Annotated in this window: 19 protein-coding genes and 2 tRNA genes; 13 read left to right on the forward strand and 8 right to left on the reverse strand. The window is 70.2% G+C overall.

Annotated features, from left to right (window positions below):
• Positions 1 to 14 precede the first annotated feature (14 nt).
• The 8 genes from gyrA (at position 15) to RH861_RS01605 (ending at position 5,874) form a co-directional block, all read left to right on the forward strand.
• Positions 15 to 2,537: a DNA gyrase subunit A gene (gyrA, locus tag RH861_RS01570; protein ID WP_374760954.1), complete on the forward strand. Its 2,523-nt coding sequence runs from the start codon at positions 15 to 17 to the stop codon at positions 2,535 to 2,537.
• Positions 2,538 to 2,542: 5 nt separating this feature from the next.
• Positions 2,543 to 2,947, forward strand: coding sequence for a DUF3566 domain-containing protein (locus RH861_RS01575; protein WP_067947550.1), 405 nt, complete (start codon positions 2,543 to 2,545; stop codon positions 2,945 to 2,947).
• Positions 2,948 to 3,014: 67 nt separating this feature from the next.
• A tRNA-Ile gene (locus tag RH861_RS01580) sits at positions 3,015 to 3,088 on the forward strand.
• Positions 3,089 to 3,128: 40 nt separating this feature from the next.
• Positions 3,129 to 3,201, forward strand: a tRNA-Ala gene (locus RH861_RS01585).
• A gap of 72 nt (positions 3,202 to 3,273) precedes the next feature.
• The gene (locus RH861_RS01590) at positions 3,274 to 4,173 is read left to right on the forward strand and encodes a polysaccharide deacetylase family protein (protein WP_310519450.1); all 900 of its coding nucleotides are present in this window, start codon (positions 3,274 to 3,276) and stop codon (positions 4,171 to 4,173) included.
• A gap of 115 nt (positions 4,174 to 4,288) precedes the next feature.
• Positions 4,289 to 4,507: a hypothetical protein gene (locus tag RH861_RS01595; protein ID WP_067947553.1), complete on the forward strand. Its 219-nt coding sequence runs from the start codon at positions 4,289 to 4,291 to the stop codon at positions 4,505 to 4,507.
• Between the two features lie 116 nt (positions 4,508 to 4,623).
• Positions 4,624 to 5,418, forward strand: coding sequence for a class I SAM-dependent methyltransferase (locus RH861_RS01600; RefSeq protein ID WP_310519451.1), 795 nt, complete (start codon positions 4,624 to 4,626; stop codon positions 5,416 to 5,418).
• A gap of 12 nt (positions 5,419 to 5,430) precedes the next feature.
• Positions 5,431 to 5,874, forward strand: a complete 444-nt coding sequence (locus RH861_RS01605; RefSeq protein ID WP_310519452.1) for an NUDIX hydrolase — start codon at positions 5,431 to 5,433, stop codon at positions 5,872 to 5,874.
• An 85-nt stretch (positions 5,875 to 5,959) separates the two neighbouring features.
• Here RH861_RS01605 and RH861_RS01610 read toward each other — a convergent pair whose 3' ends face one another.
• Both RH861_RS01610 and RH861_RS01615 read right to left on the reverse strand, forming a co-directional pair.
• Entirely contained in the window at positions 5,960 to 6,205 is a 246-nt protein-coding gene (locus tag RH861_RS01610) for a hypothetical protein (RefSeq protein ID WP_310519453.1), read from the reverse strand.
• Positions 6,206 to 6,782: 577 nt separating this feature from the next.
• On the reverse strand, positions 6,783 to 7,331 hold the full coding sequence (locus RH861_RS01615; protein WP_082847089.1) for a hypothetical protein: 549 nt from the start codon (positions 7,329 to 7,331) through the stop codon (positions 6,783 to 6,785).
• 121 nt (positions 7,332 to 7,452) lie between these two features.
• Here RH861_RS01615 and RH861_RS01620 point away from each other — a divergent pair, with 121 nt between their 5' ends.
• Positions 7,453 to 7,992, forward strand: coding sequence for a peptidylprolyl isomerase (locus tag RH861_RS01620; protein WP_067947568.1), 540 nt, complete (start codon positions 7,453 to 7,455; stop codon positions 7,990 to 7,992).
• A 10-nt stretch (positions 7,993 to 8,002) separates the two neighbouring features.
• The gene (locus RH861_RS01625) at positions 8,003 to 8,860 is read left to right on the forward strand and encodes a rhomboid family intramembrane serine protease (protein WP_310519454.1); all 858 of its coding nucleotides are present in this window, start codon (positions 8,003 to 8,005) and stop codon (positions 8,858 to 8,860) included.
• 222 nt (positions 8,861 to 9,082) lie between these two features.
• Here RH861_RS01625 and RH861_RS01630 read toward each other — a convergent pair whose 3' ends face one another.
• Entirely contained in the window at positions 9,083 to 9,322 is a 240-nt protein-coding gene (locus tag RH861_RS01630; RefSeq protein ID WP_310519455.1) for a cell division protein CrgA, read from the reverse strand.
• A 71-nt stretch (positions 9,323 to 9,393) separates the two neighbouring features.
• On the opposite strand from RH861_RS01630, the gene RH861_RS01635 reads away from it, so the two are divergent.
• Genes RH861_RS01635 through RH861_RS01645 form a run of 3 tightly spaced genes read left to right on the forward strand, consistent with a single transcriptional unit; the run spans position 9,394 to position 11,024 of the window.
• Positions 9,394 to 10,215, forward strand: a complete 822-nt coding sequence (locus tag RH861_RS01635) for a class E sortase (RefSeq protein ID WP_310519456.1) — start codon at positions 9,394 to 9,396, stop codon at positions 10,213 to 10,215.
• Between the two features lie 3 nt (positions 10,216 to 10,218).
• A complete protein-coding gene (locus tag RH861_RS01640) occupies positions 10,219 to 10,377 on the forward strand; it encodes a hypothetical protein (RefSeq protein WP_310519457.1) in 159 nt (52 codons plus the stop codon).
• The gene (locus tag RH861_RS01645; RefSeq protein ID WP_310519458.1) at positions 10,374 to 11,024 is read left to right on the forward strand and encodes an aminodeoxychorismate/anthranilate synthase component II; all 651 of its coding nucleotides are present in this window, start codon (positions 10,374 to 10,376) and stop codon (positions 11,022 to 11,024) included. Before RH861_RS01640 ends, RH861_RS01645 begins: the two co-directional genes overlap by 4 nt.
• On the opposite strand, the gene pknB is transcribed toward RH861_RS01645, so the two are convergent.
• The 5 genes from pknB to RH861_RS01670 are packed head-to-tail and all read right to left on the reverse strand — an operon-like array spanning position 11,009 to position 18,505.
• Complete coding sequence (gene pknB / locus RH861_RS01650) at positions 11,009 to 12,703, reverse strand: Stk1 family PASTA domain-containing Ser/Thr kinase (protein WP_310519459.1); 1,695 nt, start codon at positions 12,701 to 12,703, stop codon at positions 11,009 to 11,011. The two genes, RH861_RS01645 and pknB, sit on opposite strands and share 16 nt — an antisense overlap.
• A gap of 34 nt (positions 12,704 to 12,737) precedes the next feature.
• A complete protein-coding gene (locus tag RH861_RS01655; protein WP_310519460.1) occupies positions 12,738 to 14,435 on the reverse strand; it encodes a serine/threonine-protein kinase in 1,698 nt (565 codons plus the stop codon).
• On the reverse strand, positions 14,432 to 15,886 hold the full coding sequence (locus tag RH861_RS01660; RefSeq protein WP_310519461.1) for a peptidoglycan D,D-transpeptidase FtsI family protein: 1,455 nt from the start codon (positions 15,884 to 15,886) through the stop codon (positions 14,432 to 14,434). Before RH861_RS01660 ends, RH861_RS01655 begins: the two co-directional genes overlap by 4 nt.
• On the reverse strand, positions 15,883 to 17,280 hold the full coding sequence (locus RH861_RS01665) for an FtsW/RodA/SpoVE family cell cycle protein (protein ID WP_067947578.1): 1,398 nt from the start codon (positions 17,278 to 17,280) through the stop codon (positions 15,883 to 15,885). Before RH861_RS01665 ends, RH861_RS01660 begins: the two co-directional genes overlap by 4 nt.
• Positions 17,273 to 18,505 carry a Stp1/IreP family PP2C-type Ser/Thr phosphatase gene (locus tag RH861_RS01670; protein ID WP_310519462.1) on the reverse strand — a complete coding sequence of 411 codons (1,233 nt, stop codon included), beginning with the start codon at positions 18,503 to 18,505 and terminating at the stop codon, positions 17,273 to 17,275. Before RH861_RS01670 ends, RH861_RS01665 begins: the two co-directional genes overlap by 8 nt.
• Between the last annotated feature and the right edge of the window lie 2 nt (positions 18,506 to 18,507).

Here is an 18,507-nt window from a genome sequence, read left to right on the forward strand (position 1 = left end):
ACCTCCAGCTCGAGATGCAGCGGTCGTACCTCGACTACGCCATGAGCGTCATCGTCGGGCGCGCGCTGCCCGACGTGCGCGACGGCCTGAAGCCCGTGCACCGCCGCGTCATCTACGCGATGTACGACGGCGGGTACCGGCCCGACAAGGCGTTCTCGAAGTGCTCGCGCGTCGTCGGCGACGTCATGGGCCAGTTCCACCCGCACGGCGACACGGCGATCTACGACGCGCTCGTCCGCCTCGTGCAGCCGTGGTCGATGCGCTACCCGCTCGCGCTCGGGCAGGGCAACTTCGGTTCGCCCGGCAACGACGGCGCGGCGGCGCCCCGGTACACCGAGACGAAGATGGCTCCGCTCGCGCTCGAGATGGTGCGCGACATCGAGAAGGACACCGTCGACTTCGGCGACAACTACGACGGTCGCACGCAGGAGCCGACGATCCTGCCGTCGCGCTTCCCGAACCTGCTCGTCAACGGCTCGGTCGGCATCGCGGTCGGCATGGCGACGAACATCCCCCCGCACAACCTGCGCGAGGTCGCGGCCGGCGCCCAGTGGTACCTCGAGTACCCGGATGCCACGCGCGAGGAGCTGCAGGAGGCGCTGATCCAGCGCATCAAGGGGCCCGACTTCCCGACGGGCGCCCAGATCCTCGGCACCCGCGGCATCCTCGACGCCTATCGCACGGGCCGCGGCTCGATCACGATGCGCGCCGTGGTCAACGTCGAGGAGATCCAGGGCCGCACGTGCCTCGTGGTCACCGAGCTGCCGTACCAGGTGAACCCCGACAACCTGGCGATCAAGATCGCCGACCTCGTGAAGGACGGCAAGCTCAGCGGCATCGCCGACATCCGCGACGAGTCGTCGGGACGCACCGGCCAGCGACTCGTCATCGTGCTGAAGCGCGACGCGGTGGCCAAGGTCGTGCTCAACAACCTGTACAAGCACACGCAGCTGCAGGACAACTTCGGCGCGAACATGCTCGCGATCGTCGACGGCGTGCCGCGCACGCTGCCGATCGACGGCTTCATCGCCCACTGGGTCGACCACCAGATCGAGGTCATCGTCCGGCGCACCCGGTACCTCCTCAAGGAGGCCGAGGCGCAGGCGCACATCCAGCGCGGGTACGTGAAGGCGCTCGACGCGCTCGACGAGGTCATCGCGCTCATCCGCCGGTCGCCCGACGTCGACGAGGCCCGCACCGGACTCATGCAGCTCCTCGACGTCGACCAGCTCCAGGCCGACGCGATCCTCGCCATGCAGCTGCGTCGCCTCGCGGCCCTCGAGCGGCAGAAGATCATCGACCGCCTCGCCGAGCTCGAGGAGCAGATCGCCGAGTACCAGGCGATCCTCGCCGACGAGTCCCGCCAGCGGGGCCTCGTCTCCGACGAGCTCGCCGAGATCGTCGACAAGTTCGGCGACGAGCGCCGTACGCACATCGTCCCCGGCTTCGACGGCGACATGTCCATGGAGGACCTCATCCCCGAGGAGGAGATGGTGGTCACGGTCACGCGCGGCGGCTACGTGAAGCGCACGCGCAGTGACAACTACCGGTCGCAGCACCGTGGCGGCAAGGGCGTCAAGGGTGCGCAGCTGCGAGCGGATGACGTCGTGGACCACTTCTTCGTCACGACCACCCACCACTGGCTGCTGTTCTTCACCAACCAGGGCCGCGTGTACCGGGCGAAGACGTACGAGGTGCAGGAGGGCGGCCGCGACGCCAAGGGCCAGCACGTCGCCAACCTCCTCGAGCTGCAGCCCGACGAGCAGATCGCCGAGATCCTCGACATCCGCGACTACGAGGTCGCGAAGTACCTCGTCCTCGCGACGCGCGACGGCCTCGTGAAGAAGACCGAGCTGACCGCGTACGACACCAACCGCTCGCGCGGCGTCATCGCGATCAACCTCCGCGAGGGCGACGAGCTCGTCTCCGCGATGCTGGTCGACGAGCACGACGAGATCCTCCTCGTGTCGAAGAAGGGCATGTCGCTCCGCTTCGAGGCGACGGATGACGCGCTCCGCCCCATGGGGCGCGCCACGTCGGGCGTGAAGGGCATGAGCTTCCGCGCCGGCGACGAGCTGCTCGCAGCATCCGTCGTGCCGGGGTCGACCGAGGCCGAGGCCGCCGAGGCCGCTGCGGCACCGCCGGACGCGTCGGGCCAGAAGACGAGCCCCTCCGACGCGTACGTGTTCATCGTCACCGAGGGCGGCTATGCCAAGCGCACCCGCGTCGAGGAGTACCGCAAGCAGCAGCGAGGCGGACTCGGCATCAAGGTGGCCAAGCTGAACGACGATCGCGGCACGCTCGCCGGCGCGCTCATCGTCTCGCGCAACGACGAGGTGCTCGTGGTTCTTGCCAGCGGCAAGGTGGTACGCTCTGACGTCGCCGAGGTCCCCGCCAAGGGCAGGGACACGATGGGCGTGGTCTTCGCGAAGTTCGTCGCCGATGATCGCATCATCGCCATCGCGAAGAATTCCGAGCGGAATCTCGCGGAGGAGGCCGCCGAGACCGATGCGGCCGAGACCGCGGGAGAGGAGTGACCGTCATGAGTAGCGTCGCCGACAAGCTGGCAAAGAAGACCAACCGCAAGCCCCCGGGCAAGCAGGTGCGCCTGCGCCTGGTGTACATCGACTTCTGGTCGGCGGTGAAGCTGTCCTTCCTGGTCGCCGTGTGCCTCGCGGTGGTGAACATCGTGGCGTCGTTCCTCGTCTTCACGGTGCTGAGCTCGACCGGCATCTTCGAGCAGGTGAACAGCCTGGTCCAGGATGTCGCGGGCGCCGGCACCGACCTGCGCACCTTCTTCTCGCTCGGCAACGTGATGGGCTTCGCGGTCATCGTGTCGCTGCTGAACCTCGTCGTGACGACCGCGCTCGGCGCCGTCGTGGCGGTGCTGTACAACCTCAGCGTGAAGATCACGGGCGGCATCCTGGTCGGCTTCACCAACAGCTGACCGGCCGGCTTCGGCTCGATTCGGAGATTCCCGCAGGGTCGGGTAGTCTGTCCTTCGGCCGAAATTCGGGGCTATAGCTCAGGCGGTTAGAGCGCTTCGCTGATAACGAAGAGGTCCCAGGTTCAAGTCCTGGTAGCCCCACTCCGATAACTCCACAACCGGATGCCGCGGCATCCGTCTCGGGGCCTTAGCTCAGTTGGTAGAGCGCCTGCTTTGCAAGCAGGATGTCAGGAGTTCGAATCTCCTAGGCTCCACATTCCGTCGGCATGGCCGACCTCCCTCGCGGGAGTGCGACCTTCCGGCAGTCATCGATGACGAGGCCCCCGTTGACGCTCTCCCGACGCACCGCCCTCACGTGGATCTCGGCCTCGACCGCCGCCGCGACGCTCGGTGCCTGCGCCCCGCAGCCTTCCAGCGGATCCGCCGCGCCGACCCCGTCGCCGTCGGGCGGTGCGCGTCCCACGCCCGCGCCGACCCCGACGCCCACGCCGACTCCGACGGTCCCCGCGGCCCCGGACCTCGCGGCGATCGAGGAGCGCTACCGCACCGCGGTTCCGGCCGAGTGGGGCCTCCACGTGACGGGCGTGGTGAACCGGGCGCCGGAGGGCAGCACGGCGATCGCGCTCACGTTCGACGGCTGCGGCGGGTCCGGCGGCAGCGGGGTCGATCTCACCCTCATCGATGCGCTGCGCCGGCGGGAGGTTCCGGCGACCCTCTTCCTCAACCTCCGCTGGATCGAGGCGAATCCCGAACTCGCCCGGGAGCTCGCCGCGGTGCCCTTCTTCGAGCTGGCCAATCACGGCACCGCCCACCGGCCGCTCTCCGTGAGCGGGCGCCCCGCGTACGGCATCCCGGGGACGGGCTCGGTGCGCGAGGTCATCGACGAGGTCTGGACGAACCACGAGGCGCTCACCGAGCTCGTCGGACGCCCGCCCCGCTGGTTCCGATCGGGCACCGCGCACTACGACGAGGTCGCCGTCCGCATCGTCGGAGACCTCGGCGAGACGGTCGTGGGGTTCGACGTCAACGGCGATGCCGGCGCGACGTTCGACACCGGCACGGTCGAGGCATCCGTTCGATCGGCCACGCCGGGGTCGATCGTCATCGCGCACCTGAACCAGCCGTCGTCGGGCACGGCCCGGGGCGTCGACGCCGCGCTCGACCGCATGCTCGCCGACGGGGCGGTGTTCGGCTTCCCCGACGGCGCCGTACGACTCGCACCGTGACTCGTGCGGAGCCGCCTCCGAAGAATTTCCCATTCAGGTGCATCCGTTTCCGCGGTTCCGCCGGAAGTACTGGATGACGGGTGAACACGCACCCGACGACAGAAGGGGAAGTCCAATGAAGCGCATTCTCGCCACCGGATTCATCGCCGGACTCGCCACGTTCGGCTTCGCCGGCGCCGCGCACGCCGCGCCCGCCGACGCCGCCTGCTTCGGCCAGATCCACAAGACCCTCAACACCGAGGGCGCGCTCGGCTTCAACGGCGTCGGGGAGGTCGTCAAGGCAGCGGGCGGCCAGGGCAAGAACGAGACCGCGCGCGGGATCTGCGCCGGCTGAACGCACCCCTGACGCGCGAAGCACCGTCGTCGGCGGCCCGGAGATCCACACATCCGGGCCGCCGTCGGCGTCTCGGAACGCCGATGACGTCGCCGCCGGTTGATACGGTCATCGTCATGAGCACCGGCTCGCCGTCGTCGGGGCGCGGACGGGCGATCGCCGACCGGCTCCGCGCGGCCGGGAGCGTCTTCGCCGAGGAGGAGGCCGCCATCCTGCTCGATTCGGCGAGGGATGACGCCGAGCTCGCCTCGCTCGTCGCCCGCCGCGTCGCGGGTGAGCCGATCGAACCGCTCGTGGGCTGGGTCCGCTTCGGTCCGCTCCGACTCGGGGTCGGACCGGGAGTGTTCGTTCCGCGCCAGCGCTCGCTGCTCCTGGCGCGAGCGGCCGTGCGGATCGTGCGAGCGCAGGACGAACCGGTCGTGCTGGAACCCTTCTGCGGCGTCGCCCCGATCGCGGCCACGGTGGCCGCCGCGGTCCCGATGGCCGAGATCCACGTCACGGACGTCGACCCGACACCGCTCCGGTTCGCGCGACGGAACCTGCCGTCCGGCGCGCAGGTGCACCAGGGCGCCGGGCTCGCGCACCTTCCCGTGGCGCTTCGCGGTCGGGTCTCGCTCGCGGCATCCGTGCCGCCGTACGTGCCCGAGCGTGAACGACATCTCGTGCCCCGAGAGGCGCTCGAGCACGAGCCGCCGGCTGCGCTGTTCGCCGGCGCGGACGGCCTCGATCACGTGCGCGATCTCGTGACCGGGCTCGCCGGCTGGCTGCGCCCGGACGGACGGGCGCTCATCGAGGTGCACTGGTCGCAGTGGAGCGCCGCCGCCGAGCACGCGCGGGCGCAGGGGTGGCGCGCGTCGCGTCGCACCGGCTCGGACGGCCAGACGGTGCTCCTCGATCTGCGGGCCGGGTAATACAGTGGCGGGATGGACATCCGCATCGCCGCGTACGGGGTCATCATCCGCGACGATGCCATCCTGCTCTCCCACTGGAACGAGCACGGGCGTTCAGCGTGGACCCTGCCCGGCGGGGGGATCGAACTGCCCGAGCATCCCCACGACGCCGCGATCCGCGAGATCCGGGAGGAGACGGGCTACGACGCCGAGATCGAGCGGCTCCTGGGGATCGACACCATGGTGGTGCCCGCGGCGAGACGGCACCACGGTTCGGCTCCGCTCTACGCGATGCGGGTCGTCTACCGCGCGCGCGTGACCGGCGGCGAGCTGCGCAACGAGGTCGGCGGTTCGAGCGACGAGGCCCGCTGGTTCCCGCTCGACGAGGTGCGGAACCTGACCCGGGTGAGCCTGCTCGACATCGCCCTGCGCATGAACGACGAGCAGCCCGCCGCCGGCATCCTGCCGAAGCCCTGAGCGCGCCGGCCCCGGAGACGGCGACGGCCCCGTCCGGCGAGCGGACGGGGCCGTGCGATCGGGTCCTGCACGGTGGCCATGACGATCAGAGCGTCCGGGCCAGCAGGGCGAGGGTCGTGAAGTTCGACTCGCGCAGGCGGTCGGCCTCGCGCTGGAGCTCGGCGCGACGGCGCGGGTCCTCGCGGAGGCGACGTGCCTCGGAGGCCCGGCTCCACGCCAGGAGCGCGAGACCCGCGCGGCGCGCGAGGCGCTCCTGCAGGCGGCCGGCTCCGGCTCGAACGGCGTGCGCCGGTTGAGCGGTCGAACGGTGGGCGGTGAGTGCGGTGTTCACGGTGGTGTCCTTCTTCGGAGGTGGTGCGAACGGATGGCGCGCGCAGCAGCGCGCACCGGGAGGAGACGAGTGGGAGCCCCGGGACGTCGCGCGGCGGCATCCGTCGTCGGCATGGACGCGGAGGACCCGCTCGGATCGACTCGAGGGGAGTGGCCGGCGGCTCGAGGCGTCGGGAGACGCGGAGCGATGAGCGGATGCCGGTGCGACGGGCGTTGCTCAGGAACGAGCGAGCATCGTCAGGCGGGTGCGGACCCTGCGGTCAGCGCGCGAGCGCGAACGGTCAGCAGGCCGCGAAGGGGGCGCCGAGGAAGGCGACCTCAGCGCGGATCGGGGTGTGCGTGTGCCGGATCATCATGTGGGTCTCGCCTCCTCTCGTTTGCCGTCGTGGCGGGCCGAGAGACGACATTAGCGGGAACCGCGAACGGATTGCAAGGGAATTCCCAGAATCCGGTGAAATCGCCCCGGTGGCCCCTCGAGCTCGTGCTCGAGCGCGCGCCGGAGCGCGTGCGCGAGCGTGTCCGAACACGGCGAAGGCCCCCGCCCGGGTGGGCGAGGGCCTTCGAGAAACCGTGGTGCGTCAGATCACCGGCGACGGGCTGGCTTCGGAGCCGGCCGTGCTCGATGCCGAGGGCATCGGCTCGTCGTCGGCGACCCACAGCTCGTCGTCGGCGCGGAACGTCTGCCAGACCGCGTAGGCCACACCGGCCGCGGCGATCACTCCGGCCCCGATGGCGAGGTACGTACCCACGCCGGGACCCTGCTTCTGCTTCACCACCGCAGCGGCACGCGGCGACACGCGCGCGAGCGCGCGGCGGACCCGCGTGTCGTTGGCGACGTCGCCGACGGACATGATCGCGCCCAGCGCCGTACCGAGCGCACGCTCGGCGGTCTGGCCGGCGCCGCGGGCGACCGTGCGGGCCTGATCGAGACCCGGGCGGACGTAGCTCTCGTAGCCCGTGCGCACTCGCGGAACGACCTCCTCCTGCGCGAGCAGGTTCAGCTGGTGGCTCGCCTCGCGGGCGACCTTGGCCGCCTGATCGAGCACGTCCTGCTGGCCCCCCCACAGTTCCTCTGCACTGCTGCGCAGCCGCTTGAGTTCCTTCCGGCGCTTGCGTGACAGGCTCATCTCGACCTCCATCGTTGTGCAGCGAACTCCTCCATCCTGCCACCGAACCGGCTGGATGTGGGGTGGGAGTACGGGGGGTTGCATACCGCGCGCCGAATCCCCACGTGAGAGAATCGACGTCATGCCGAATCCCACCGCAGTCGCGACGATCACCACCAACCACGGCGACATCAAGGTCGATCTCTACGGCCACCACGCCCCCAAGACCGTCGAGAACTTCATCGGCCTCGCGACGGGCGAGATCGAGTGGACCCACCCCGCCACCGGCCAGAAGTCGACCGACCCGCTGTACGACGGCGTCATCTTCCACCGCATCATCCCCGGCTTCATGATCCAGGGCGGCGACCCGCTCGGTCAGGGCGTGGGCGGCCCGGGCTACCGCTTCGACGACGAGATCCACCCCGAGCTCGACTTCTCCGAGCCCTACGTCCTGGCCATGGCGAACGCCGGCATCCAGGGCGGTCGCGGCACGAACGGCTCGCAGTTCTTCATCACGGTCGGCCCGACCACGTGGCTGCACGGCAAGCACACCATCTTCGGCAAGGTGACGGATGCCGCGAGCCAGGCCGTGGTCGACAAGCTCGCCGCCGTGCCGACCGACGGCCGAGACCGTCCGCTCGACGACGTCGTGATCGAGAAGATCACGGTCGACCGCCGCTGAGTCCCCGACGGTGAGCGACGCGGCGCCCGAGCGCGAGAGCTTCTGCTACCGGCATCCGGACCGCCAGAGCTTCGTGCTCTGCCAGCGGTGCGGCCGCACGATCTGCGGTGAGTGCCAGACGCCGGCTCCGGTCGGGGTGATCTGCCCGGAGTGCATGCGCGAGCAGCGCGCGACGGCGCCGCGGACCAAGCCGGCCGTGCTCACGCGGGCGCGGTCGGCCGCGGAGCGCGGGGCGCCCGTCGTCACCTACTCGATCATCGGCGTGACGCTGGTGGTCTTCGTGCTGCAGCTCATCCCGGGGTTGGCGGTGACCGACCGCCTGCTCTACGCGGGCGTGTACTCGCTGCCGTTCAACTTCGAGCCGTGGCGCATGCTGACCGCGCTCGTCGTGCACTCGACCGGGCTGCTCTTCCACGTCGCCCTGAACATGTACACGCTGTGGATCTTCGGCCAGCTGCTCGAGGGCGTGCTCGGGCGGTGGCGGTTCCTGACGCTGTACCTCATCTCGGGGTTCGCGGGCTCGGTCGCCGTGCTCTGGCTGGCCGACCCGCGCACGGGCGTCGTCGGCGCCTCGGGCGCGATCTTCGGCCTCATGGGCGCGTTCCTCGTCATCCAGCGCCGCCTCGGCGCCAACGCGACCCAGCTGCTCATCCTCGTGGGCATCAACCTCGTCATCGGGTTCGTGCCGGGCTTCAACATCTCGTGGCAGGCCCACCTCGGCGGCCTCATCGGCGGCGCCCTCGTCGGCCTCATCTACGTCGAGACGCGCAAGCGCGACCAGCGTGGGCTCCAGGTCGGCCTGCTCGCGGCCCTGGTGGCCGTGCTGGTGGTGCTGTCGCTGCGGTACTTCTACCTTCCGCTCTTCTGAGCGGGCTGCAGCCCCGAGTCGGGGGTTATCCACAACGCTGTCCACAGTTGGGGAGAGTTACACCGGTGTGATTCCGAACATCGTCCGGAAATCCGCGTTTTCCCGGCGTCCACAGCTTGTGGATGGTGTGGAGAACCCTGTGGATGATGTGGATAACACTGTGCAGAGATACGACGAAGGGGGCGGATGCCGCAGCATCCGCCCCCTCCGTATCGTCGCCGGTCAGCGCCAGCGCGTGGTCATCAGGAAGCCGATGAAGGCGATGCCGAACCCGATCAGGATGTTCCACGACCCGAGGTCTGCCACCGGAAGCGCACCCTGGCTCACGTAGAACACGATGATCCAGATGAGGCCGAGCAGCATGAACCCGAACATGACGGGCTTGAACCAGACGGGGTTCGGCGCGTCCTCGCCGCTCGGCTGCTCCGCGCGAGCGGGCTTCGAAGAATTCGTGCGTGCCATGCCCGAGATTCTAGTCGATCCGACGCGGGCACTCGGAGACCGCACACCCGAGGGCGAATAGAATCGCCCGTATGCCCGGAGGCCTGATCGAGGACCGGGTCGATCCCGCCGACGCCGAGGAACGGCCCGAGCGATCCGGCGCGCCCGAACCCGCGCGATCCCGGGTGAGCTTCGTCGGCGTCCTCGGCGAACTCCTCGTCACGGCCGGCGTCCTCATCCTCCTCTTCCTGGGCTGGCAGCTCTGGTGGAACGACGCCATCATGGCGTCGCAGCAGTCGGATGCGGCATCCGTGCTCTCGTCGGAGTGGCGCGAACAGGCGCGGGCCCAGCACGGCGACACCCCGACGCCTTCGCCCGAGGGCTACGGCGACCCCGTCGTCGACACCACCGCGTACGGCAACGGCGAGGCGTTCGCGGTCATGTACGTGCCGCGGTTCGGCGAGAACTCCCAGCGCGGGATCGCCGAGGGCATCGGCCTCGACGTCCTGAACAGCTTCCAGCTCGGCGTCGGCCACTACCCCGGAACGCAGATGCCCGGCGAGGTGGGCAACTTCGCCATCGCCTCGCATCGCAGCGCCTACGGCGGCGGGATGCACGAGATCGAGCAGCTGCAGCTCGGCGACGGCATCTTCATCCAGACGCGCGACGGCTGGTACACCTATCGGTTCCGCGACTTCGAGTACGTCACGCCCGACACGGTCGACGTGCTCGCGCCGGTGCCGCACCGACCGGACCTCCAGCCCACGGACCGCGTCATCACGCTCACGAGCTGCAACCCCCTCTACTCGACCGCCGAGCGCATCATCGCGTACGGCGTGCTCGAGTCGTGGCAGCCCATCAGCGCCGGCCCGCCGGACGAGATCGCCGCGCAGGTCGCGGCGTGGGGGGAGTAGGACGTGTACGCAGCGCTCTGGCGCATCCTTCCCGGACCCGTCTGGGTCCGCATCCTGCTGCTCGCGGTGATCGCCACCGCAGTGGTGTTCGCGCTGTTCACCTGGGTCTTCCCCTGGCTGGACGGCATCGTCAACCCAATCGACGTCACGGTGGAGCAATGACCCGGATCCTCGTCATCGACAACTACGACAGCTTCGTCTACACGCTGAACGGCTACCTGCAGGAGCTCGGCGCCGAGACCGAGGTCGTCCGCAACGACGACATCGCCGTGGCGGACGTCGCCGCGCGCATCGCCGAGTACGACGGCGTCCTCATCTCGCCCGGACCGGGCAAGCCCGCCGACGCGGGCGTCTCGATCCCCGTGGTCGACGCCGCGCTCGAGGCGGGGCAGCCGCTGCTGGGCGTGTGCCTCGGGCACCAGGCGATCGCGGAGGCGTTCGGGGCGACGGTCACGAACGCCGAGGAGCTCATGCACGGCAAGACGTCGCGCATCGTGCACGACGACAGCGCCTTCTACGCGGGCGTGCCGCAGCCCTTCACGGCGACCAGGTACCACTCGCTCGCCGTCGTGGACGGCACCGTCCCGAGCGACCTCGTGGTGACCAGCCGCACGCAGGGCGGGGTCATCATGGGACTCCGGCACGAGTCCGCGCCGATCCACGGCGTCCAGTTCCACCCGGAGTCGGTGCTCACCGAGGGCGGCTACCGCATGCTCGGCAACTGGCTCGCCGACACCGGGCTCGCCGAGGCGTCCGAGCGCGCACGCGCGCTGAACCCGCTCGTCAGGATCGCTCAGCCCGCGCAGTAGACGAGCTCGACCTCGGACTTCTGCGGCACGTCGCCGGGCGCCAGCGACTGGCGCACGACCGGCGACCCCGCCTGCGACGGGCAGCCCGGATCGGGCACCGGCACGGGCGTCAGCTGCAGCGTGGAGGAGCCGAGGTACGACGAGGCCGCCTGCAGCGATTGGCCGGTGAGGTCGGGCAGCGTGACGTTGCCGCTCGAGATCGTGAAGTTGACCGTCGAACCGGTCTCGACCGAGGCGCCGGCCTCCGGATCGGTGCCGAGCACCGTGCCCGCTGCGACGGTCGGAGAGTTCTGCCGTGTCTCGCTTCCGGCGACCAGTCCCGCGCCCTCGAGGTCGGCCTTGGCCTCCTCGAGCGTCTTGTTCACGACATCCGGGACCGCGACCGCCTCGCGACCCGTCGAGATGAACACCCGGATGGGCGTGCCCGTGTCGACGATCTCGCCCTCGGCGGGCTCGGTCCGGATCACCTCGCCCGCGGGCACGGTGTCGTTCGTCTCGTCGATCCGCGTCGCGGGGAGCGTCAGCGCCTGCAGTTCGTTCGCCGCCTCCTCCCACGTCGCGCCGGCGAGCGAGGGCACCTGCCTCGCGTTCGACGGCAGGTCGTCGGCGGGCTGGAGGTTGAAGGCCCAGTACATGACCGCGACGACGATGACGACGACCGCGATGATGCCCGACCAGATCCAGATCGCCGGTGGGCGCCGCTGCGTGCGCGTCATCGTGTCGTCCTCGGCGAGCTGGCGCAGCGCCAGCTCGGACGTCGACAGCGACCCGGTGTCGGTGCCGAAGAACAGCGCCGTCTCGTCGACCTTCCGCTTCACGGGAACCCGGCCCGCCGCCGCCTCCTCGACCTCGGCCCGGAACTCCGCGGCCGTCTGGTACCGGATGTCGCGGTCTTTCGCCAGGGCGTGCAGGACCACCACGTCGAGGGCGGGGGACACCTTCGGGTTGATGACGCTCGGCTTGACCGGCCGCTCGCTCACGTGCTGGTAGGCGACCGCCACCGGGGTGTCGCCGCGGAAGGGCGGACGCCCGGTCAGCATCTCGAAGAGCACGACGCCGGTGCTGTAGAGGTCGGTGCGCGCGTCGACCGGTTCGCCCTTCGCCTGCTCGGGCGAGAAGTACGAGGCCGTGCCGAGGATCGCGGTGGTCTGCGCGACCGTCGTGGCGGAGTCGGAGACCGCACGCGCGATGCCGAAGTCCATCACCTTCACCTGGCCGGTGGTGGTGATCATGATGTTGCCCGGCTTGATGTCGCGGTGCACGACCCCGGCGCGGTGCGAGTACTCGAGCGCGGTGAGGACGCCCTCGATGACGCGCGCCGCCGCGAGCGGCTCGAGCGGGCCCTCGTGGATGATGTCCTTCAGCAGCCGGCCCTCGACGTACTCCATGACGATGAAGGGCAGCTGCACCTCATGACCGGAGCGGTCGAGCACCGTCTCCTCGCCGGCGTCGAAGACGCGCACGATGGTCGGGTGCGCCATCCGTGCGGCGGACTGCGCCTCCTGTCGGAACCGCATCCGGAACGAGGGGTCGGTCGCGAGCTGGGGCTTCAGCAGCTTGATCGCGACCTGTCGGCCGAGGCGCGTGTCGGTGCCCACGTGGACGTCGGCCATGCCACCGCGCCCGATGAGCGCACCCACGCGGTATCGACCCGCGAGCATGCGACCTTCATCGTTCACGGTTCCTCCGATCGGTAGGGCTCTCGGCTGCGGACTAGGGCGCGACGGTCACCGGGGCGGCCGGCGAGAACGGCGAGTCGAGCTGGCCGCAGAAGTACCGGTACGTGACCTCGAACGACTGGCTGCCGGCCTGCACGTTGACACTCGTGGTGCCGGCTCCGACGGGGCTCGGGGCCGTCGCATCGCCGGTCACGGCGACCTCGTAGCCGCTCAGCTGCTGCCCGGAGGGGCAGGTCGCTGCAGGCCAACTGACCTGGACGAGCCCGCCCGGGGCGACCTCCGAGGGATTCACATCGGGCGCGTTGCCCGGGGCGCTCGGCGTCTCGGGAGCGCCGAGGTAGGTCACCGTGATCGCGGAGCCGACGGCGAGGGTGCCGCTCGGGTTCACGTCGGAGACCGTGTTGGCCTGGTCGGGCGAGGTCGCCGCCGCACCCTGCTGGGTGGTGACGGCGAATCCGGCCTGCTCGAGTTCTGCGCGCACCTCGTCGACGTTCCGGCCGATGTAGGCGGCGCGGTCGACGACGACCGTCTGCGGCGCCTCCGAGCTGGGCGGCGGGGGCGCCTCGGTGGTCGTCTGCGGAGGTGCCGACGTGGTCTGCGGCGGCGTCGAACGAGTGGGGTTCGGCTCGTCGTCGCCTCCGCCGAGCGCGAGGGCGATGAGCGTGCCGATGAGCACGAGCGCGAGCAGGATGATGAGCACGATCAGCGGCCAGGTCCACGGGCTGCGCTTCTTCTTCTCGGGCTCGCCGAGCTCTTCCTCGGTCTCGGTCGTGGTGACCGCGGCCGCGCCCGCCGGGAGGACGGTCGTGGCGGCCGTTCCCGGGCCCGACTGCTGGGGCAGGATCGCCGTGGCGGCGGTCGCGCCGGCCGCGGCGCCGAGCACCGCGGGGACCGCGGCGGCAGCGCCGCGCACGTCGCCCCGCCTGAGGGCGTTCGCCGCGCGCGCCAGGTGAGCGGCGGTCTGCGGACGATCGGCCGGGTTCTTCGCGATGCACGAGTAGACGAGGTTGCGCACCGGCTCGGACACCGTCACCGGGAGGTCCGGCGGCGTCTCGTTGATCTGCGCCATCGCGATCGCGACCTGCGACTCGCCGGTGAAGGGACGGCGGCCCGCGAGCGCCTCGTAGGCGACGATGCCGAGCGAGTAGATGTCGGTCGTCGGCGAAGCCGGGTGTCCGGACGCCTGCTCGGGCGAGAGGTACTGCACGGTGCCCATGACCTGGCCGGTCGCGGTGAGCGGCACCTGGTCGGCGATCCGGGCGATGCCGAAGTCGGTGATCTTGACGCGCCCGTCGGGCGTGATGAGCAGGTTGCCGGGCTTGATGTCGCGGTGCACGAGGCCCGCGGCGTGCGCCGCCTGCAGCGCGCTCGCGGTCTGGGCGACGATGTCGAGCACCTTGTCGGTGGGGAGCACGTGCTCGCGCTCGAGGATCGTCGAGAGGGCCTCGCCCGGGACGAGCTCCATCACGAGGAAGGCGCTGCCCTCCTCCTCGCCGTAGTCGAAGACGTTCGCGATGCCCTCGTGGTTGACCAGCGCAGCGTGGCGGGCCTCGGCGCGGAACCGCTCGAGGAAACCGGGGTCGCCGAGGTACTCGTCCTTGAGGATCTTGATGGCGACCTGCCGTCCGATGACGAGGTCGGTGGCCTGCCACACCTCGCCCATGCCGCCGATGGCGATCCGGGACTGCAGTTCGTAGCGCCCACCGAAGGTGAGCCCTGCGCTCGGTCTCATTTGTTCAGCACCGCCTCTAGTACCTTCTTCGCAACCGGCGCGGCAACACCGTTGCCGAACCCTTCCTGACCTAGTCCCCCGCCGTCTTCCACGAGGACCGTGATCGCATACTGAGGGTCGTCGGCGGGGGCGAACCCGGTGAACCAGAGGGTGTATGGATCGTCCTCGCCGTTCTCCGCGGTTCCGGTCTTACCGGCCACGCTGACGCCGTCTATTCTTGCATTACTCGCCGCGCCGTTCTCGACGCCGTCCACCATCATCTCGGTCATCGTCTGGGCCGTCTGCGCGCTGATCGCACGGCCGAACTCCGAGGCCGAGAACTCCTCGATCGTGCGGAAGTCGGGTGCCGTGATCGAGTCGACCAGGTCCGGGTTCATGACGATCCCGTCGTTGGCGATCGCCGCGGAGACCATCGCCATCTGCAGGGGCGTCGCCCGCACGTCGCCCTGCCCGAATCCGGTGAGCGCGGTCTGCGGCTCGTCGGGGTTGCCGGGGTACGTGCTGGTCTCGGTCGGGTTGGGCGTCGTGAAGTTGGAGTTGAACCCGAACTTCTCCGCCTGCGCACGGATCGCGTCATCGCCGAGCTGGAGTGCGAGCTCGGCGAACGGGATGTTGCACGAGAGCCGGAGCGCCGTGGCCAGCGTGACCTCCGAGCCGCCGCCGCACGTGCCGCCGCTCGAGTTGCGGACGACCGAGCTCGTGCCGGGCAGCGTGAACTCGGCCGGGTTGGGGAACGTGCTGTCGGGCGTGAACTGCCCAGACTCCAGTGCGGCGGCGGTCATGACGAGCTTGAACACGGATCCTGGCGGGTTCATGTCGCCGCCGGTGGCGCGATTGAAGAGCGGGTCGCGCGGATCCTCGACGAGCGCCTGGTAGGTCTCCTCGACCTGCGTGCCGCTGTGCACCGCGAGGGCGTTCGGGTCGTACGTGGGCTTCGTGACCATGGCGAGGATGCGGCCGGTCGCGGGCTCGGTCACGATGACCGCGCCCGTGTAGTCGCCGAGGGCATCCCAAGCCGCCTGCTGCGCGACCGGGTCGATCGCGACCTCCACGGAGGCGCCCATCGGGTCCTGCCCGGAGATCAGCCGGTTCAGGGAGTCGAAGAACTGGGACTCGGACTGGCCGCTCAGCACGGGGTTCAGCGACTGCTCCAGGCCGGTCGCCTCGCCGTTCACCGGGATGAAGCCCGTGATGGGCGCGTACAGCGGGCCGTTGGCGTAGATGCGCTGGAACTTGTAGTCGTCGTCGCTCGGCTCGGAGTACGCGATGGGCTCCCCGCCGACGAGGATGGGGCCGCGTTCGACCGAGTAGCTCTCGTACAGGGTGCGGGCGTTCCGGGGGTCGGCGGCGAGGTTCGACGCCTGGACGTACTGGATGACGGTCGTCGCGACGAACAGCGTCAGGAACATGAGGAGGGCGACGATCGTCACCCGCTTGAGCTCGCGGTTCATCCGTCGATCACCAGCCTCGGGTGGTTGCGAACCGTGTCGGACAGTCGGAGGAGGAGGGCCACGATGATCCAGTTCGCCACGAGGGAGGATCCGCCGGCGGCGAGGAACGGCGTGGTGAGGCCCGTCAGCGGGATGACGCGGGTCACGCCGCCGACGACGATGAAGACCTGCAGCGCGACCACGAACGACAGGCCGACGCCGAGGAGCTTGCCGAAGTCGTCCTGGCCGGCGAACCCGATGCGGAAGCCGCGCGCGACGAAGAGGACGTACAGCCCGAGGATCACGAAGACGCCGGCGAGCCCGAGTTCCTCGCCGAGGCTCGCGATGATGTAGTCGCTCTGCGGCACGGGCGTGAGGTCGGGGCGGCCCTGGCCCAGCCCGGTGCCGATGAGGCCGCCGTTCGCGAGGCCGAACAGCCCCTGGACGAGCTGGTAGGACCCGCCGGCCGCCTCGTAGACCTCCGGGTTGAACGCGTCGAGCCAGTTCCGGAACCGGCCGTTGACGTACTCGAGGGTCTGGCTCGCGATGATCGCGCCGCCGAAGAACAGCGCCAGCCCGAGGACCACCCACGAGAGCCGGCTGGTCGCGACGTACAGCATGACGAGGAACAGGCCGAAGTAGAGGAGCGCCGTTCCGAGGTCGCGCTGGAAGACGATGACCGACATCGACAGCGCCCAGACGACGAGGAGTGGTCCGAGGTCGCGAGCCCGCGGGAACTTCATGCCGAGGAAGCGGCGGCCCACCATGGACAGCGAGTCGCGGTTGCGCACGAGGTAGCCGGCGAAGAAGACGGCCAGCGCGATCTTCGCGATCTCACCCGGCTGGAAGGTGGCGATGTCGCCGAAGCCGATCCAGACCCGCGCTCCGCTCACCTCGCGTCCGAGCCCCGGGACGAGCGGCAGCAGGAGCAGCACGATTGCGATGAGCCCCGACACGTAGGTATAGCGGAACAGGGTCCGGTGGTTGCGCAGCAGCAGGATCGTCGCGATCGCCGCGATGATCGCGATCGCGCTCCACACGATCTGGCGCACGGCGGCGCTCTGCCAGCCCGCGTCGCCGTACGCGATGTCGATGCGGTAGATCATCGCGATGCCGAGGCCGTTGAGCAGCGTCGCGATCGGCAGGAGGAACGGGTCGGCGTCGCGCGCGACGAACCGCATCGCGATGTGCAGTCCGAACACGAGCGCCGACAGGCCGGCGCCGAGCAGCACGAGCTGGGTGTCGACGCGTCCCATCGCGCCGAGCTGCACGAGCACGATCGCGCCCGCGTTGATGAGGCACGCGGCGAGCAGCAGCCAGAACTCGAGGTTGCGCAGCTTCTGGGGCAGGCGGATGCGCCGGACGCCCTCGGTCGCGGGCGCGCGCTCGTCGGGTCGGGTGGCGCGGTCAGTCAACGGATTCCCCCAATCGCGCCACGATCCGCCGCGCCTCCTCGAGGGAGCCGGCGCTGATCGTCTGTTCGACGCGTTGCTGGTCGTAGGTCCGCAGGTCGGCGATGTCGATCGGCGTCTCGGAGTGCAGCTGGCTCAGGGTGATCGGCCCCAGGTCCTGCTGGATGCCCTGGTAGATCGCCACGCGCCCGTTGTAGTCGCCGACGTAGTAGCGGGTCTGGGTCCACTGGTAGCCGACGACGAACGCGGTGACGATCGCGCCGATGAGGAGGACGATCCAGAGGCTCCAGATCATCCGGCGGCGCCGGCGCCGGCGTTCGTCCTCTTCGATCAGCTCGTCGAAGTACTCCTCCGAGTCCGGCTCGAAGTGCGTCTCCTGCACCGGGTGCGGACGGAACGGGGTGAGGCGGATGCCCGGTCGGCGGGCGGGTTCGGGCGTGCCGAACGCGAGCGGCGCGGCGGCGGAGCCGACGACGAGCGGCGGCGTGTCGGGCGCGGGCGGGTCGCCGATGTCGACGACGACGACGGTGACGTTGTCGGGCGCGCCGCCGTCGAGGGACGCCTTGACGAGGCGGTCGGCGACCTGCTTCGCGCCCGCGTCGGACGAGAGCATCTCGTGGATCTCGTCGAACGGGACCACGCCCGACAGCCCGTCGGAGCAGAGCATCCACCGGTCGCCGGGGTGCGTGTCGATGACGAGCGTGTCGATCTCCGGCGAGGCCTCCACGTCGCCGAGCACGCGCATGAGCACCGAGCGCCGCGGGTGCACCATGGCCTCCTCGGCGGTGATGCGGCCGGCGTCGACGAGTCGCTGCACGAACGTGTGGTCGGTGGAGACCTGGCTCAGCTCGCCCGAACGCAGGAGGTAGACGCGCGAGTCGCCGATGTGGGCGATGACGACGCGGTCCTGCTGCACGAGCATCGCACTCACCGTGGTGCCCATGCCGGTCAGCTCGGAGTGGTCGGCGACCGTCTCCTCGAGCGTGCGGTTGGCCGAGAGCAGCGACTGCTCGAGCGCGGCCACGGCCTCGGCGGATGACGCGTAGTCGGTGTCGGCGACCTCGGCGATGCGCTGCGTGGCGATCGCGCTCGCGACGTCGCCGCCGGCGTGGCCGCCCATGCCGTCGGCGACGAGGAACAGCCGGCGACCGGCGTACCCGGAGTCCTGGTTGTTCGAGCGGACCCGTCCGACGTGCGAGACCGCAGCGCTCGCCTTGACGCTGGCCATGG

The sequence above is a fragment of the Agromyces indicus genome (assembly GCF_031432295.1).
Classification (GTDB): domain Bacteria; phylum Actinomycetota; class Actinomycetes; order Actinomycetales; family Microbacteriaceae; genus Agromyces; species Agromyces indicus.

Excerpts from the sequence above, each read along its gene's own strand:
- RH861_RS01615 (WP_082847089.1), bottom strand. The coding sequence starts at position 7,331 with ATGAGCCTGTCACGCAAGCGCCGGAAGGAACTCAAGCGGCTGCGCAGC.
- RH861_RS01635 (WP_310519456.1), top strand. The coding sequence starts at position 9,394 with ATGCCCGGAGGCCTGATCGAGGACCGGGTCGATCCCGCCGACGCCGAG.
- RH861_RS01605 (WP_310519452.1), top strand. The coding sequence starts at position 5,431 with ATGGACATCCGCATCGCCGCGTACGGGGTCATCATCCGCGACGATGCC.
- gyrA (WP_374760954.1), top strand. The coding sequence starts at position 15 with ATGCAGCGGTCGTACCTCGACTACGCCATGAGCGTCATCGTCGGGCGC.
- RH861_RS01630 (WP_310519455.1), bottom strand. The coding sequence starts at position 9,322 with ATGGCACGCACGAATTCTTCGAAGCCCGCTCGCGCGGAGCAGCCGAGC.
- RH861_RS01620 (WP_067947568.1), top strand. The coding sequence starts at position 7,453 with ATGCCGAATCCCACCGCAGTCGCGACGATCACCACCAACCACGGCGAC.
- RH861_RS01600 (WP_310519451.1), top strand. The coding sequence starts at position 4,624 with ATGAGCACCGGCTCGCCGTCGTCGGGGCGCGGACGGGCGATCGCCGAC.
- RH861_RS01575 (WP_067947550.1), top strand. The coding sequence starts at position 2,543 with ATGAGTAGCGTCGCCGACAAGCTGGCAAAGAAGACCAACCGCAAGCCC.
- RH861_RS01660 (WP_310519461.1), bottom strand. The coding sequence starts at position 15,886 with ATGAACCGCGAGCTCAAGCGGGTGACGATCGTCGCCCTCCTCATGTTC.
- RH861_RS01595 (WP_067947553.1), top strand. The coding sequence starts at position 4,289 with ATGAAGCGCATTCTCGCCACCGGATTCATCGCCGGACTCGCCACGTTC.
- RH861_RS01670 (WP_310519462.1), bottom strand. The coding sequence starts at position 18,505 with ATGGCCAGCGTCAAGGCGAGCGCTGCGGTCTCGCACGTCGGACGGGTC.
- RH861_RS01655 (WP_310519460.1), bottom strand. The coding sequence starts at position 14,435 with ATGAGACCGAGCGCAGGGCTCACCTTCGGTGGGCGCTACGAACTGCAG.
- RH861_RS01645 (WP_310519458.1), top strand. The coding sequence starts at position 10,374 with ATGACCCGGATCCTCGTCATCGACAACTACGACAGCTTCGTCTACACG.